At 34.8% G+C, this 16,627-nt stretch carries 15 protein-coding genes; 7 read left to right on the top strand and 8 right to left on the bottom strand.

Features of this window, described 5'->3' with window-relative positions; all coding sequences use genetic code 11:
- Positions 1 to 75 precede the first annotated feature (75 nt).
- The 7 genes from ACODST_RS20415 to ACODST_RS20385 all read left to right on the top strand — a co-directional run bounded on the left by ACODST_RS20415 (position 76) and on the right by ACODST_RS20385 (position 4,898).
- The gene (locus ACODST_RS20415) at positions 76 to 675 is read left to right on the top strand and encodes a DUF1684 domain-containing protein (RefSeq protein WP_488933932.1); all 600 of its coding nucleotides are present in this window, start codon (positions 76 to 78) and stop codon (positions 673 to 675) included.
- Positions 675 to 1,322 carry a TatD family hydrolase gene (locus ACODST_RS20410; protein WP_488933931.1) on the top strand — a complete coding sequence of 216 codons (648 nt, stop codon included), beginning with the start codon at positions 675 to 677 and terminating at the stop codon, positions 1,320 to 1,322. Before ACODST_RS20415 ends, ACODST_RS20410 begins: the two co-directional genes overlap by 1 nt.
- Positions 1,323 to 1,397: 75 nt before the next feature.
- Positions 1,398 to 2,117: a tRNA threonylcarbamoyladenosine dehydratase gene (locus tag ACODST_RS20405; RefSeq protein ID WP_488933930.1), complete on the top strand. Its 720-nt coding sequence runs from the start codon at positions 1,398 to 1,400 to the stop codon at positions 2,115 to 2,117.
- Between the two features lie 128 nt (positions 2,118 to 2,245).
- On the top strand, positions 2,246 to 2,908 hold the full coding sequence (locus ACODST_RS20400) for an HAD family hydrolase (protein WP_488933929.1): 663 nt from the start codon (positions 2,246 to 2,248) through the stop codon (positions 2,906 to 2,908).
- A gap of 70 nt (positions 2,909 to 2,978) precedes the next feature.
- Positions 2,979 to 3,821, top strand: coding sequence for a DUF2911 domain-containing protein (locus tag ACODST_RS20395; RefSeq protein ID WP_488933928.1), 843 nt, complete (start codon positions 2,979 to 2,981; stop codon positions 3,819 to 3,821).
- A 134-nt stretch (positions 3,822 to 3,955) separates the two neighbouring features.
- Positions 3,956 to 4,477 (top strand): TetR/AcrR family transcriptional regulator, encoded by a 522-nt coding sequence (locus ACODST_RS20390; protein WP_488933927.1) that lies wholly within the window; start codon positions 3,956 to 3,958, stop codon positions 4,475 to 4,477.
- A gap of 7 nt (positions 4,478 to 4,484) precedes the next feature.
- Positions 4,485 to 4,898 carry a DUF1348 family protein gene (locus ACODST_RS20385; protein WP_488933926.1) on the top strand — a complete coding sequence of 138 codons (414 nt, stop codon included), beginning with the start codon at positions 4,485 to 4,487 and terminating at the stop codon, positions 4,896 to 4,898.
- Between the two features lie 7 nt (positions 4,899 to 4,905).
- On the opposite strand, the gene ACODST_RS20380 is transcribed toward ACODST_RS20385, so the two are convergent.
- From ACODST_RS20380 to ACODST_RS20345, 8 genes are all read right to left on the bottom strand, one after another.
- Positions 4,906 to 5,535, bottom strand: coding sequence for an MCP four helix bundle domain-containing protein (locus tag ACODST_RS20380; protein WP_488933925.1), 630 nt, complete (start codon positions 5,533 to 5,535; stop codon positions 4,906 to 4,908).
- Positions 5,536 to 5,577: 42 nt separating this feature from the next.
- A complete protein-coding gene (locus ACODST_RS20375) occupies positions 5,578 to 6,198 on the bottom strand; it encodes a hypothetical protein (RefSeq protein WP_488933924.1) in 621 nt (206 codons plus the stop codon).
- 253 nt (positions 6,199 to 6,451) lie between these two features.
- On the bottom strand, positions 6,452 to 8,179 hold the full coding sequence (locus tag ACODST_RS20370) for a sodium:solute symporter family protein (protein WP_488933923.1): 1,728 nt from the start codon (positions 8,177 to 8,179) through the stop codon (positions 6,452 to 6,454).
- 118 nt (positions 8,180 to 8,297) lie between these two features.
- On the bottom strand, positions 8,298 to 10,829 hold the full coding sequence (locus tag ACODST_RS20365; protein WP_488933922.1) for a PIG-L family deacetylase: 2,532 nt from the start codon (positions 10,827 to 10,829) through the stop codon (positions 8,298 to 8,300).
- A gap of 181 nt (positions 10,830 to 11,010) precedes the next feature.
- On the bottom strand, positions 11,011 to 12,633 hold the full coding sequence (locus tag ACODST_RS20360; protein ID WP_488933921.1) for an LVIVD repeat-containing protein: 1,623 nt from the start codon (positions 12,631 to 12,633) through the stop codon (positions 11,011 to 11,013).
- Between the two features lie 208 nt (positions 12,634 to 12,841).
- Positions 12,842 to 13,345, bottom strand: a complete 504-nt coding sequence (locus tag ACODST_RS20355) for a hypothetical protein (protein WP_488933920.1) — start codon at positions 13,343 to 13,345, stop codon at positions 12,842 to 12,844.
- A 193-nt stretch (positions 13,346 to 13,538) separates the two neighbouring features.
- A complete protein-coding gene (locus tag ACODST_RS20350) occupies positions 13,539 to 15,371 on the bottom strand; it encodes a hypothetical protein (protein WP_488933919.1) in 1,833 nt (610 codons plus the stop codon).
- An 86-nt stretch (positions 15,372 to 15,457) separates the two neighbouring features.
- The gene (locus tag ACODST_RS20345) at positions 15,458 to 16,558 is read right to left on the bottom strand and encodes an AI-2E family transporter (RefSeq protein WP_488933918.1); all 1,101 of its coding nucleotides are present in this window, start codon (positions 16,556 to 16,558) and stop codon (positions 15,458 to 15,460) included.
- Positions 16,559 to 16,627: the final 69 nt, after the last annotated feature.

Below are 16,627 nucleotides of genomic sequence, written 5' to 3'. Positions count from 1 at the left end.
AAGTTAGGAAAGTTTGTAACGTACAACGGTTGTTGCTTTGTTACTTTTAAACTATTTTTGCAGAAATTTTTCCAGATGAAGAACACAGCTGTCCTTATTTTATTTTTAGTTTTTAGTTTTGGTTTCAGTCAAAAGAAATTCAGTCAGGAAGAGACTGCGAAATTTCAGAAACAGATTAACTCCGAATATGCTGATGCTAAGACCAGTCCGTTGATGGAAGAAGATTTAAAAACATTTAAATCTTTAGCGTTTTATCCCGTAAGTGAAAAATACTTTGTGAACGCAAGATTCGTAAAAGCTAAAAATGAGAAAGTTTTCGAAATGAAAACGACAGGAACCAGAACACCCCAATATATAAAGTACGGAACTTTGTATTTTACATTAGAAGGTGTCGAAATGCAGCTGAATGTTTACCGGAATATCGAACTCTCCAAACAAAAAGAATACAAGGATCATTTGTTTCTGCCTTTTTCTGACCTGACCTGCGGGAAAGAAAGTTATATAGGAGGCCGATATATCGATTTAAAAGTACCAAAAGGCAATACAATGACAATTGATTTTAATCAGGCTTATAATCCTTATTGCGCTTATAACCATAAATATTCATGTCCGCTTGTACCTTTAGAAAACGATTTGAAGGTTGAAATCAAAGCCGGAGTGAAAACTTTTCATTAATGGAATACTTTAATTTTCATACGCATCACTTTACAGGTCAGCCAGCTGTTTTAGAACTGGTAAATCAGTATCCGCAGGAGTTTGATTCGACTGTTCCGTTTTATTCCGTTGGTATTCATCCCTGGTATATAAAAAAGGATCAGGTAGAGTGTGAACTGGAAATTATTGAAAAAAAAGTACAGAATAAAAATTGCCTCGCAATTGGAGAATGCGGTTTAGATAAACGTATTGAAATTCCATTAGAACAGCAGCTTACGGTTTTTGAAAAACAACTGATTTTAGCCGAGAAATATAATAAACCTGTGGTTGTTCATTGTGTGGCTGCTTTTCAGGAAGTATCAGAAATAAAGAAGAAGCTAAAGATTTCTGTGCCGATGATTATTCATGGTTTTTCAAAAAATAATCAGCTGGCAGGGCAATTAATAAAAGACGGGTTTTATCTTTCTTTTGGGAAATATCTTTTAAAGAACCCTGATTTGAAAACGGTATTTCAGAATATTCCCAACGACCGGTTCTTTCTGGAGACAGATACTCTCGAAGAAACGATTCAGCAGGTTTATGATTTGGCATCAGAATATAAGAATTTAACAATAAACGAGTTAAAAGGGCTTATATCAGGTAATTATAAGAATGTTTTTGGAGAATAAAATCCAGAATACCTATACTTGATTTGTACCCGAAACGGAAATTAAACAGAATAAAAAAAAAACTAAAAAGAATATATGGCAGAGTGGACAGAAAGAGCCGAACTTTTATTTACAAAAGAAGGATTAGAGAATTTGCGTAATGCAAATGTATTAGTAGTAGGTTTGGGCGGTGTTGGATCGTTTGCTGCTGAATTTCTGGCAAGAGCCGGAGTAGGGAATATGACAATTGTAGATGGGGATGTGGTAGATATTACCAATATTAACCGTCAGCTGCCTGCTTTGCATTCTACAGTTGGGGAACCTAAAATTAAAATTGTAGGAGACCGTTTAATGGATATTAACCCGGAATTAAAATTAACCCGTGTACAGGAATTTTTATCTCCTGAGAGAGCTTTTGAAATCGTCTCTCCGGATTTTGATTACGTTTTGGACTGTATCGACAGTATTACACCAAAACTAAATTTAATTATTGCGGCCAAACGCAAAAGAGTTAAAATTATAAGCAGTATGGGAGCAGGAGGAAAGATGCTGGCTTCTAAAGTAAAAGTGGCTGATATTTCCAAAACGATTAACTGTTATTTTTCTAAAACAATTCGCAAGCGTTTAAAAGCTGTAAATATTAATAAGCTTAAAGTGGTTTTTTCATCGGAAATCCAGAATGAAAAAAGTTTAAAATTAACAGACGGAAAGAACTTTAAGAAATCATTTTACGGAACCAACAGTTATATGCCCGGTTTATTTGGACTTCATGCAGCTGAAACGGTAATTCGCCATTTGCTTAAAAAGGAAGAATAGTCCTGTTTTACAGTTGACAGTTTACAGTCTCAGTTTACAGTCTCAGTTTACACTTGCAGTGTAAAAAAAACGTTGAACCTTTGTTCCTCAAAACCTTTGTTCCTCAAAACCTTAGTACCTTAAAAAAAATGATTAAGACAGTAATTTTTGATATGGACGGCGTGATAGTCGATACAGAACCCGTTCATCGTTATGCCTATTATAAACAATTTTCAGAATTAGAAATCGAAGTTCCGGAGGAAATGTATACTTCATTTACAGGATTATCGACACGGAATACATTTCAGACTTTAAAAGGACATTTTTCGACAATTGAACAGGAGGTCGAAGATTTAATTCAGCGAAAAAGAAGCATTTTCAATGATGCTTTTGATACCAAAGAAGATTTGTATTTATTAGACGGAGTTGAAGATCTTATTAAAGATTTATACAAAAACGGACTGCAGATCATTCTGGCCTCTTCTGCTTCAAAAGTAACCATAGATCGTGTTTTTACAAGATTTAATCTGCATCAGTACTTTTCTCATATTGTAAGCGGGGAAGATTTTCCGCAGTCTAAACCTAATCCGGCTATTTTTATTCATGCGGCTTCATTATCTGCTGCTCCAAAAGAGGAATGTATTATCATAGAAGACAGTACCAATGGAGTGAAAGCAGCAAAAGGTGCCGGAATTTATTGTATTGGTTACAATAGTATTCATTCAAATATGCAGGATCTTTCGGAAGCTGATATGGTAATCAATCATTTTAATGAATTAAATGCCCAAAAAATATCACAGCTTGAACCCTGAATTATATTAAATTTAACATTTCGTAGCTGATTGAATTTGTAAATTTGAAGAAAACAAATAAATTCATATAATGAAAAAACTACTTATCGCATTAGCCATTGTTTTAGCATCTTATACTGCTGAAGCACAAGTAAAAACACCGCAGGCGAGTCCAAAAGCATATATTAAACAAACGGTTGGTCTGACCGATGTTGAAGTCACTTATTCAAGACCGGGAGCCAGAGGAAGGGCTGTATTTGGAAATTTAGTTCCTTTTGGTAAATTATGGAGAACCGGGGCTAATGAAAATACAGTAATCAATTTTAGCGATGATGTTATTATTGATGGTAAAACTTTGAAAAAAGGAAAATACGCAATTTATACAATTCCTAAAATTGAAAGCTGGGAAGTTATTTTTTATCTTTCTACAGACAACTGGGGATTGCCTGAAAACTGGAACGATGCCTATGTGGTATTAAGAACTACAGTAAAAGAAGATGCACTGCCAACGCCTGTTGAGACTTTTACTATTGGAATTAATAGTCTGGATCCTAATTTTGCTTATTTAGAAATGGCCTGGGAAAATTCGCATGTAGCTTTAAAATTTGAAGTGCCAACAGCTAAAACGGCTACTGCCAGTATAGAGAAAACTTTAGCAGGACCAAGCTGGAATGACTACTTTGCATCAGCTCAGTATTTGTTCTCTTCAAACGGAAATATTGAAACAGCGAGAACTTATGTTGACAAAGCTCTGGATATGAGCAGTGAAAAACCTTACTATGTTACCAGATTAAAATCGTTAATCCAGGCAAAACAAGGTGATAAAAAAGGAGCAGTTGAAACAGCAAAAGCTTCACTGGCTGCAGCTGAAGCGGCCAACAATCAGGATTATGTAAAAATGAACAAAGACAGCATCTCAGAGTGGAGCAGATAGTTCTGAAAAGCTTAATATAAAATTCCAAATTCCAAAGCTTTCCTAAGTTTTGGAATTTTTTTTGAAATAAATACAGACAGACTTGTCTGTATGTTTTAAAAATAACTACATTTGTACTTTAAACGTAACATGAGATGCAGCCTAAAGAACGAATTTTAGAAACGACTTTTGTTTTATTTCACAGACAAGGTTATAACGCCACGGGAATTAATCAAATTATTGAGGAAGCCAAAGTTGCAAAGGCCAGTTTTTATCAGCATTTTAAATCAAAAGAAGATTTGTGTGCTGCTTTCTTAAATCAGCGGCATTCTTTTTGGTTTGCTGAACTGCAAAGGTTTACTTTATCTGCAGAAGATTCCAATTCTAAAGTTTCTGCCTCTTTTGATTTTTTGATTTTTATGAACAAAAAAGAAAATTTCAGAGGCTGTAGTTTCTTAAATATACTTTCAGAAATTCCATCCGACAACAGTAAGATTCTCAGTGTTATTCAAAGTCATAAAAAGGATCTTCGGACTTATTTTAAGGATATCTTAAAGGACGATCAATTATCAGATCATGTGTATTTGTTGTTTGAAAGCTGTATAATCGAAAGTCAGTTATTTAAATCGAACGAGTTAATAGAAAGATCAAAAAAAATACTTCAAACTTTAATTTAGAAATAGTATGGAACAGAAATTACCGCTGCCGCCTTTTACTTTGGAAACAGCTATAGAAAAAATTCAACTGGCAGAAGAGGCCTGGAACAGTCAGAATCCGGAAAGGGTTTCAAAAGCATATACTCCGGACAGCGAATGGAGAAACAGAGATCAGTTTGTAAACGGACGGGAAGAAATTGTTCTTTTTTTGACTGAAAAATGGAAAAAGGAAAAAAACTACAAGCTTAAAAAGGAATATTGGGCACATACTGATAACAGAATTGCTGTACGTTTTGAATATGAATATCAAAATATTGAAGGAGAGTGGTTTAGGGCGTATGGAAACGAAAACTGGGAATTTGATGCTAATGGTTTAATGCAGAAAAGATTTGCCAGTATCAACGATCTTCAGATAAAGGAAGAAGACAGGAAATTACGATGATACCTGTTTAATTCAGTCCGGGCGGTTCGGGGATTTTGATGGTTCTCTTTATTTTCTTTACAATCAACAGATAAAAAGTAATGCCGCCCAAAATAATTAATAAGGCAATCTGAAGCTGTCCAAGGCTATTATTTTTACTATACATGCTATTAGCCGCCGCTAATTTTGCTTTGCCTTCCTGGATTTGTATCTGAGATAGGGATTCTAATGTCTTCAGGGCTTCAGAACTGGAATTGGCGATTTTCTTCCAGTTTTTATCTTCAGCCTGTTTGTTGATTTCTTTACAGGAATTTAAAAAAGCATCAAAGTGCTCTTTTTCCTTGTTGGTTAAAACCGTTTTAGCGTACAAATTATCAATATCATGAATAATATCAAGGGTATGTATAATTTCAGTTTTCTTGATGTTGTCACTTAAATCCAATTTCTCAGCTTCAGCTTTTATAAAATGAAGCTGTTTGGAATATTGAAAAATATAATGCGCTACAACCAGTCGGTCTTTATAAATCGCATTTATATTTTCATTTACATTTTTAGAATTTAAAAGCGTATTAAAGTTCCCCAATAAAATAATGAGCATTACAATTAACAGAACAAAAGCGGCCTTTGTTTTATTACTGTATTTCTTTTGTTCTTTCATAATGCTTTTATTTATGAAGTGATCCTCTCAAAGATAGAGATATTATAATGCAAAATCACCATTTTTCAGAATCTTATTATTGATCAGTTCTATTGTCTGAATGTTTCCCAAAGGCGTTATTCTTATATCGGTTGTTCCTTTACTGATGTAAAAATAATACTGACTGTTCGTATCAATTAAATAAATCAGTTCTGATTTACCATTAGTATATTCAAGTTTGTGATTGTACTCCAGTGTATTGTTTCTAATATGCCTTGAAGTAAAATATCCTCCTGCAATTCCATAACCAAAGAAAAATGAAAAAAGAAGACCTATCAGACTTTTTATCGCTACTGTATTGTAATAACTTCTGGTTTCTTCATCCGATAGAGCACCCGTACTTTTAAGTTCAAATGTTTTTTGAACCAACTTAAGGTGATGGTATTTAGACAGAAGTTTTGGAAGATAAAAATGAAGAACAAATAGTAAAATAATACAGATTAGGATTAAAGGATGTGAGGTAAATTCAGCAATTGGGCTTATCAAAATGTCCATGATACTGGAGTATTTTAAAATGTTTATGCCTAACTGGTAATAAAAAAAACTTTCCTTCAGTATTCCCATTACCACAAGGAAGAGATAGCCTAAAGGAAGTAATTTTTCAATATTATCTGAAATTTTCATTTAGCATTTCGGTTTATTGGTTTTTGGAAATACTAAAATAGTGTTTTTGATTATTATATAAAGAATAATTGTTTTGTGGTTGAAGATTTTATCATTTTCTACAGCTTCTTCACAGAAAGCATACTGTACTTAAATTTATTTCTATTCTTTATAAATAAAAAAAGTTCAGAACTATTAAAAGTCCTGAACTGTATCTGTTTTTATTCTGTTAGTAAAAACAGAATATCATTTTTTCTGCTTTTGGATTATGAATTTAATTATCTAAAAGCAGATCATTGTCGTCAGTTTTCCCTTTAAAGAATAAAAACTGCAATAAAAGTGATAATACGATGGTTAAGATTGCGCCTATAAAATTAAGCCATAAATAACCCAGTTTTTCCTGACTGTAGATCATATAATAATAAATCACAAAAATCGTGAGCTGACTGATAATGGCACTAATAAACATTGGTTTGGCCTGAACCCGTTTAAGATAAAAACCAACAAGAAAGATCCCTAAAACAGTTCCGTAGAAAATGGAACCAATTATGTTCACAAGCTGTATAAGGTTTTCAAACAACGTTCCAACACAGGCAAAAAGGATCGCAATAACGCCCCAGAACAAGGTGAAAAACTTTGTAGCATTTAAATAATGTTTTTCAGATTTTTCTGTTTTCAGGTTTCGTTTGTAAATATCAATAGCAGTTGTAGAAGCCAAAGCGTTGAGTCCTGAAGCAGTTGATGACATGGCTGCTGAAAGAATAACAGCTAACAGTAAACCTATTAATCCTTTTGGCAGATAATTTAAAATAAAGTGAAAAAATACATAATCTTTATCATTGGTTTCGCTGTTACTATCGGCTTTAGAAATGATTTCCTTAGCACGGTCGCGAAGGTCTTTTTCTTTATTTGATAAAGCTACAAGTTCTTTTCTCAAAATTGGATTGTCATAATCCTGATTGAGCTGGTCAATATAAAGCAGATTGATTACTTTTTTGTCTTCGGAAAGTTTTACCAGTTTATTTTCCAAAGCATTGTATTCGTTCTTATAAGCTGATTTTTCGATTAAAACTTTATTATTGGGATTAAAGTTCAGAGGAACGGGATTGAACTGAAAGAACACAAAAACCATAACTCCCGTAAGCAAAATAAAAAACTGCATCGGAACTTTTAAAAGTCCGTTCATGATTAATCCCATTTGACTTTCTGCAACTGATTTTCCGGATAAATATCTTCCCACCTGAGACTGATCGGTACCAAAATAGGCCAGAGCTAAAAAGAATCCACCTGTTATTCCACTCCAGAAAGTATATTTTTCTTCGGGATCGAAGGAGAAATCAACAATATTCATTTTATCATTGGCACCGGCAATATGCAGTGCACTGGTAAACGTCATATCATTGGGTAGATAATGTAAGATCAGGAAAAATGTAATAAACATTCCGGACATGATAACAAACATTTGCTGTTTCTGCGTAACGTTTACAGCCTTTGTTCCTCCCGAAAAGGTATAAATAATCACCATAACTCCAATGATAATATTCATGACCGTAAGGTTCCAGCCCAGCAATGCTGATAAAATAATGGCCGGAGCATAAATAGTAAGTCCTGTTCCTAAACCACGCTGTACTAAAAATAATATGGCCGCAAGTGAACGGGTTTTTACATCAAATCGTTTTTCAAGAAACTCGTAAGCGGTAAAAACTTTGTTTTTGTGATATAATGGAATAAAAGTCACACATATAACGATCATGGCAATAGGCAGTCCGAAATAAAATTGAACAAAGCCCATTCCGTCATGATAAGCCTGTCCCGGTGTAGATAAAAAAGTAATGGCACTGGCCTGAGTTGCCATTACAGAAAGCCCTACGGTATACCAGGGCGTTTCGTTGTTTCCTAAAATAAAGTCCTCAACGTTTTTGCTTCCTTTGGTTTTCCATGAACCATATCCAACAATGAATAAAAGGGTTACAATAAGTACGATCCAGTCAAATAGCTGCATAGGTTATGAATATAATTGCATGATTAAAAGAAAAATAGCGATATAGATTGCGTTAGCAACCAAAACATAGGTATAGCTTTTTTTCCATTTTTTTGTTTTTTTAGCTTCCATAGTCTAATTATTGCTTTAAGTCTTGTTTAGGAGCTTCTAAGGGCTGTTTTAAAGAAATGATATTGGAAAGCAGTCTGTATGCTCCCATAACGCCTTCCGGAAGTTCTCTGAAAAAACTCAGTCCGGTATAAATGTAATAGCCTTTTCCGTATTGTGCTACCAAAAGCGCCCCGTTTTTAGCTGATTCGCCTTTGTCATGTGAAGAAATAACCGGAGTAAACGCTGCATCGTATTCATCCGGATAATACAGTCCCTGTTCCTGCGTCCAGCCTTCAAAATCTTTAGATGTAATTTTGTTTGGTGTATTTAAAACAGGATGATTTGGGGCCAGAAAAGTTACTTTTGCATTTTCCTCGGTTACACGATCATTTGATAATTTTAAAGGATAAGGAGCAATTTTATCGGTTACCAGTTTCCCGTTGGTATTGTATTGCACAATCATATTTTTACCGCTTTTCACAAAATTGAACAGTATATTTTGTTTATTAGCTAAGGCATTCACTGTATTGTAAGCGCGAATTCCGGTAATTACAGCACTAAAAGAATCCAGTTTTTCCGGCGTAATTTCCTCCGGTTTTAAAATAGAAACCTTATATCCCATCTGCGCTAAACTTTCCGGAACTTCGTCACCGGCACCCATAATGTAAGCAATGGATTCACCAGAAGTTTTTAAATCAATTCTGACACATTTTGATTCAGCTGGTTTTAGAACCAGCTGCTTGGTAATATGATTAAAGTCTATAATGGTCTGATCTCTGTCAAAACGTTTGTTGTCCACTACAGCAATACTTTTGATTACAGCTTCTTCCTGATTTACCGGAGGTGTAACTTCAAAATAAAATACCTGCTCAGTTCCTTTTTTATCTAATGAAAACAGAATTTGTTTTGGTGAAACACTCCAGCTTTTAGGCAGTTCTAATTGCAGATTTCCTTTAAGATCATCTTTTCCGGCACGTACTTTTACCGGTACCATTTTGCTTTTAGTATCTCTGAATACTAAAACCCTTTCTAAAATAGAAGAAGTAACTTCAGGAACAATATCAAGGAAATTGTACATTTCTCCCTTAACGCCATCGTTATACTTATAAACTACAGTACGTTCAAACGGGATTTCAACTCCGTTTATCTTTACATTAAAAATAACTTTAACTTCTCGAATAATGTCCTGTATCCCAATATGTTGCTGATTTGAAACAGTGTACATACCAACACCTGCTTTTTCTTTTAACCAGTAAGGCTGTGTGTATTCAATATCAACAGGGAGCTGCAGCTGCAGATTGATTTTTTGATCGTTATTGTTTTTTAAAACACTATTCTGAACGGTTGTTTTATGATCGGGCAGGGTAGTAACACTCACCAGCTCCATGTCTGCAGAACATCTGTTAATGGCTTCCAGACTTAGTTTGACAGTACTTCCGGGAGTGGCTTCCTGTTCGCTGGCAACAGCTTCCAGGTATAAACCGGAACAGGATGCAATGATGTTTTTTACCGCCGCAGATTTCAAAGTTTTCCAGTGATTGTCTTCTAAAGCCTGAATCATAGTGTAAACCTTAACCAAATCAGGAATACTCGCAGATGGATTGCTGAAATTGTATTTTTCTATAATAGATGAAATTAAATCCCCAATTGGTTTTCCATTTTGTACACGGTTCCAGCTGGTGTCAATTCCGTCAAATAAATTGTCTTTGTCTTTAGGACTGTCTCCATTAATTAATTCCAGATATTCAGTTTCTAAACCACGTACACCCGTACTTCCAAAGCCTTGTGACTGATGGCGGCTTCGGCTTAAAGCAGCGATTTCCTGATTAGATTTTCCTGTTCCGGTATAATAAACTCCGGTTTCCAGTTTCGTGAATTTAGATTTATTGGCGGCATCAAATTTTTCCTGGCTTCCGTAAAACCACCATGAAGGGTTGAAGAATTGTCTTTTTACCTGCCATGGAGTTGTGTATTTTAATTGTTCAGGGTATATTTTAGGATCATTGGTAAGTTTAAAACTTTCGACGCTTAACATAGCCGAAGAAGTATGATGGCCATGAGTAGTTCCCGGAGAACGATGGTCAAAGCGGTTGATAATAATATCCGGCTGAAAATTTCGGATCGTCCAGACTACATCGGCCAGCACTTTATCTTTGTCCCAGATTTGAAGTGTTTCTGCAGGATTTTTAGAAAAACCAAAATCATTGGCTCTTGAGAAAAACTGTTCTCCACCGTCTATTTTTCGGGCTTCTATTAGTTCCTGAGTTCTGATAACGCCTAATAATTCACGTAACTGCGAACCAATCAGGTTTTGCCCTCCATCACCTCGGGTCAACGATAAATAGCCCGTTCTTGCATTCATTTCATTGGCCAGATACGAAATCATTCTGGTATTTTCATCATCTGGATGGGCCGCTATATACAATACAGATCCTAAAAAGTTTAACTTTTTGATTTGATTGTAAATTTCAACAGAATTGGGTTTTTGCGGCTGCTGGGCAAACGAAATTTGAAAACCTATAAAAAATAAAAGAAGAAAAGAAACCTGTATTTTTTGCATGGTAAGATTGAATTGTTTTTTGAAATAGCTTCAAAAATACTAATAATTTTATGGAACAATATTTAAATGAAATGTTAATGCACAATAATTATACCCATTTTTTAAGTATAAAAACAAAAAAAGCTGTCAGATTATCTCTGACAGCTTCCTGTAGTAAAAGCAGTTAAATGCTTAAAAAACTTTATTTTAGTTTGTTTTCCGTATCGTTATAATTTCCGGTAATCGTAACATTGCTTCCTTTGGTCACTTTTCCATAAATGGTAATAGAAGAACCGTTTCCAATGAAATTAATTTTAGCGCCACTGTTTAATCTTAAATCTCCCCAGATTACAACAGAACCTTCAATCTGTAATACCGCATTGCTGTTAATAATAAGCTCTGTTGGGTTAGCCTGAAAGTATTTCCCCTGAGATAAACTTCCTCTCATATTAAATGTACCGCCGCTGTTTAAAGTTAAGTTGCTTAAAACAGAGATCGCACCGCAATGTGTTAATACTGCACCAGAATTCACAATGGCTGAATTTATAGAAGTCGCTCCCTGATAAGATTTAATTTCATTCGAGTTCAAAATTAAATCTTTGCCCTGATTATATAAACCATAGGATGAACAGCTTGCAAATGTGGTACTTGGTTTTTCCATTTTAATGATTTTTAAACCACCTGTTCCACTGGCAACATAAATATAATTACCGCTTGATTTTACGTAGTTAGATGAACCGGCAATTCCTACCGAGCCTAAAAGGCTAAGCTGTGTTCCGGATTGGTAAACATTAAGACCTAAAGCACCATTAGCTAGAAATGCATAACCGTCGTTTACAGAAACGGCATTGGTAACATTGTCTTCGCCTGTTGACGCAATTGCGATAGTTTGCAATTTAGATCCGCTGTTGATATCATACACACCAAGACCAGCCGGACCTTCAGAAACTAAAAGTTTGGTTCCGTCAATATCCATTGTTCTTTTGGCACCACTCACATCTGTAGAGGTTGTAAAACTTTTTTGCAAAGCAAGAGTTGACTGGTTATAAATATTCACTCCTTTAGTTCCGCTCAAAGTCACCACTTTATCACTTGTTAAAGCAATAGAACGTAAATCTGCCATAGCTGTTCTTCCTGTAACCGCTTTAGTTGAAGTACTAAATTTGAATAAACTTCCATTATCTCCTGTAACCGCAAAATAATTAGAAGAGTTGGCAGCAACATCTGTTGTTACCCTGCTTTCTAAATAATTAGTAGTCAATTGATTTGTAAGTAATCCTGAACTTAACGGCATATTAAAAACAATTGCAGGATTAGAACCTAGTAAAGGATCTTTATCTACATCTTTTGCAGCCCCAATAATCAGGTTCCCATTTGTGTACGTAAGTGATGTAATATCAGTATTAGGAATTAGGGCAGAGGTAACTAATTTTGGTTTGTAAGGATCAGAAACATCAATAACATCGATAGCTCCTGAATAAACATCACCTCTTGTAATGTATGAAACGTAAGCATAGTTCCCGTTTACAGTAACATGGCTTGCCTGTAATGTTTTTCCATTTGCATCTACCGGAGGTTTTACTTCGGCAATCTGAACTAAAGGGAACGAGGTAACCGTGTTTTCTGTAGTCTTACCAGTTGCAGAACTGGTTTCAATCGCAATTACACCAGAGTTGGTATAATCAAGTCGCTGATTTAAGGCGGCAGCATCTGTAGAAATGGTAATGCCTTCTGTTGACTGATTGTTGTTCGAGTCATCATTGTTGTCACAGCCTATTAAAAGTGACATCGCTAAAAATGAAAATAAATAGAGATTCTTTTTCATAATTTTCTTAGTGGATTTTTAAATTTTGGACAAATGTATATGTTAATCCTATTAAACAAATGTTAATTATGATAATAGTCGTTGAAAAGCAAATATTTACGTTCTACATCACGTTTTTTGTTAAAATAGCCTATTAAAGTTAGTAAAAAAAAGAGGAAGTCAAATTTTGGCTTCCTCTTTTTACGTCAAAAGTATTGATTTTACTAGGTTATCTTCTTCCGGGACCATCATGATGATGATGGTCATCGTCGTGTCGGTCGTGTTTACCATGATGTTTATCGTGTTTGTAATCTCTGTGATCATGACGACGGTCATTGTATCCGTACACAGGTCTTGGTTTGTATGGCCTTTGAGGCGCTCCGTGATATCCTTTATAATATTTTACTTTATGTCGGTCAAAATATACATAAGGCGTTCTTCCATGATAATCGGTTAAAACTACTTTGTAACCGCCATATAAATCATAATTTCTGTATTGTCTTGGTAAATAAGTTGTTCTGACCCATTTCCCTCTTCCAAAATAGATGAACTGAGCTGCACGTACATCATAATAAGCCTGGATGTCTGGTAAGTAATAGTACTCCATTTCAGTATATCCGGCTGGTCCCCAAGCTGGAGGTGTTCCTATATTTACGTTAATGGATACCTGGGCTTGTGCGGCGTTTGCAACCAAAAGGAATAATCCGGCGATTGCTATTTTTATTGTTTTCATCTTTTCTAAAGTTTTTAATGTTACTCTTGTTTAGGGATTTTCATATACCGTGCCAAAAATAAAAAAACAATTGTATTTCGTCGGATAAAATATGTATTTTGACGATACAATAACGGTTGTGTTATTTCTAAAAGACTGGTTTTTAATGTTTTTGCTGCCGAAAAAAATAGTAATAAAAAAAGAAGGATTTTTGTTATTTATAATCCACAATTCGTGGTTTAGCAAGTTCAAAACTCTGTAATCCGTAATCTGTAGTTTCAAAAGTATTGGTTTTAAATACATTGTCTCCCTGCAATGGAATACTTGGGTAATAAGACAAAGAAAGCTGGAAGGAGCTGAATACCAAATAGTCATTACTGATCAACAGTCCTAAAGTAATTTTTGAATAGGGTTTACTGTCAAACATGGCATTATTGGGGCTTCCTAAAAAAGCAATCGTATAGTTAAAAAACGGATTTAAACGAAAACCCCATAGTGCATAAGGAGAATAAGTTTGTGTTTGTAAAGACAAAAGAGTTTTACTTGTTCCGTACAATGCTGTATTAAATCCTGCGAGTCCGTTTCGCTCATTTATATCCAGCTGGTCACCTATAAAATCCTGACGGTTGGCTCCAATAACCACTTTAGGATTTACGAATTGTCTTAGCTTCCAGTTTCCCAAATCAAATAATTTGGTAAAGTAATTGGATTCAAATAAATAAGCTGTCTGATAGGTTTTGGACTGATGGAAGAAAGTTCCGGCTTCAAAGTTCATGCTTAAAAAACCAAAAGAATAGTAATTTCCAAAAGAAAACTGTGCTCCGGCATAAGGCCTCCAGATCCGGTTTTTATACTGGTATCCAAATGTAATTCCGTATATCCTTCCAATAGGAACGTCTTCAGTTTGTCCATTTCTGAAAATATAATTGTCTTTGACGAATTTTCGCCTGTTTAGTCCAATTCCTGCCAGGAGTAATTTTTCATCCGAATAATAATCCGTTGGATCGTATAAGGAATCCGGAGATTCACTGTAATTTTCATTTAAAAAACGGGCAGACGTAATCAGATTGGTAATGGCTTCATTTTCATCTTCAAACATTTTGGTGGCTTTACCCACCCAAAAATCCTGGAAATTGTATTTCACGGGCTGGAATGCATAAGTTAGATCCGGTGCCTGAAGACTGTCCTTTCTGAAATTCTGACCGATAAAAACACCTCCGGCCCATTTCGTCAGCGGAGAGTAGAAATCCCTTTCAATATCAATACTTTTGCTGTAATTGTTTTCGAGGTCCATATTGTAATGAAGTACTGTTCCAATATACGTGTTTTTGATATTAGGAACGGTATAGGTAATGTCATTGCCATTTGCACCATCATCAAACCGGTTTGTAAAACGGTATTCCAGCTGCTGACCGGTACCAAAAAAATCTTTTTCTTTAAAACCTGCCGAAACCCTGCTGCTGGAAATGGAAAATCTTGGGATGGTACTCCAGGAATCTAAAACCCGGATCGTAACATCGACTGAATCAGAAGCGGTGCCAGTCAGTTCGTTAGTAATCCTTACTGCTGTAACATATCTCTGGGAACGAATTAAACGCTCGGATTCCTGCACTTTATAGGAATCGTAGGGTGTATTTTTTCGAAACAAAAGCAAATTGTAAATCGCAATTTTTTTTGTTTTTAAATGAAGCCGGTTTCCGGTTCTTTCTCCCCAGTTTCTTGGTTTTGCAGTAGTATCAGTAACAGAATGCCCAAAAGGATCCAGTGTTACGATATTGATTTTCCGAATAATTTTTCCGTTGAAACTTTCATTGTCAACAGGATCAATAATTTCTTCCTTTTTTCTGGGTTTTTTAGACCTGAAAAGAAGTTTATGAAGGGTTTGGGTAAATTTATTCTTTTTAGAATAGTTTTTAATTTTATTGTAAAGTTCGGTACTGTCTTTTTTAGGCTGATTCTCTTTTTTGGTAGTATCTGTCTGCGCACAAATGCTTTGAAAACAAAAGCATAAGCAAATAAAAATAAGTATTTTTTTATGGCGTAACATTCAGATATTTTTAAACTTATTTTAAGGCTGATTATTCTATGAATTTAAGACAATTATTACGATTATCTGCTTAATCGGGTCATTATTTATTCCTGCGTTTTGGTTCTTCGTATACGCCATGTAAATTTTCGGGGCACATGATTTCCCATTAAATAACCCCAGGGTTCTAATGATTCAATCCGGTCAAAAATAATCTTTAAAATAGCCAGAAGCGGAATGGCCAAAAACATACCTGAAATGCCTGCAGAGGCCCCGCCGATAATAATACCAATAATAGAAACAAAGGCATTGATTTCTACTTTTGAATTTATAATTAAGGGCACCAGCAGGTTGTTGTCTATAAACTGTACTATCGCGTTTACTACCAGAATTCCGATAATTATCGAAAACTCGGCAGAGCCCGTCAGAGATGCGAGAATGGTGATGATTCCCGCAATCAAAATTCCGATGTAAGGAATTAAATTTAAAATACCTGTTATCAAACCTAATAATATAAAATACTTAACACCGATAATCCAGAGTCCTAAACTTGTCAGTACCGAAACCACTATCATTTCGATAATGAGGCTCACAATATAATTGTTAATAGAGACTTTTATCTGCGAAAGAATATCTCTAAGGACTGTATGGTTTTCTTTACTGATTAATTTAGCCAGAAACAATTTAAAATGTTCTTTGTATATTAAAAACAAAAACGTATAAATTACGATAATAGTACTGTCCAGAAGAAGATCGCTTATTGAAATAATAGCTGAGCCTAAAGTAGCATTGCCGTTTTTGACTGAATCTTTGGTAACCGTGTCCAGGTATTTTTTTTGTTCACCGATACTGACCTGAAAATTTTCCCTGATAAACTTATGAATTTCAATTATAAAAGAGTTAGCATTCTTTTTTATAGTATCAAAATCATTAGCCATATAGGTAACCTGATACGAAATAAAAACCAGGATTCCGACAATGGCAGAAAGAAAGAGTAAAACACAGATAATTGCGGCAAGGTGTCTTGGAAATTTAAACCTTGTATTTACAAACGTAAAAACAGGAAGCAGTAATACAGCAAATAAAAAGGCTAATAAAACAGGGGTTATGATGTCTTTGGCGATACAGAATATATAAGCAAAGGAAATCAGACTTACCAGTATACAGGCAAGTTTTGCGTAAAAGGGCAGCTTTACAGAGTCGTTCATTTTTAAATGAAATTTTAGATAAGTACATAATTAGGCTAAACAAATTTTATAATTTATTTAAATTATAAC

The organism is Flavobacterium sp. FG19 (assembly GCF_057809475.1).
The sequence above is the reverse complement of the archived record's forward strand: the minus strand, read 5'-3'. Positions and strand labels throughout refer to the sequence as shown.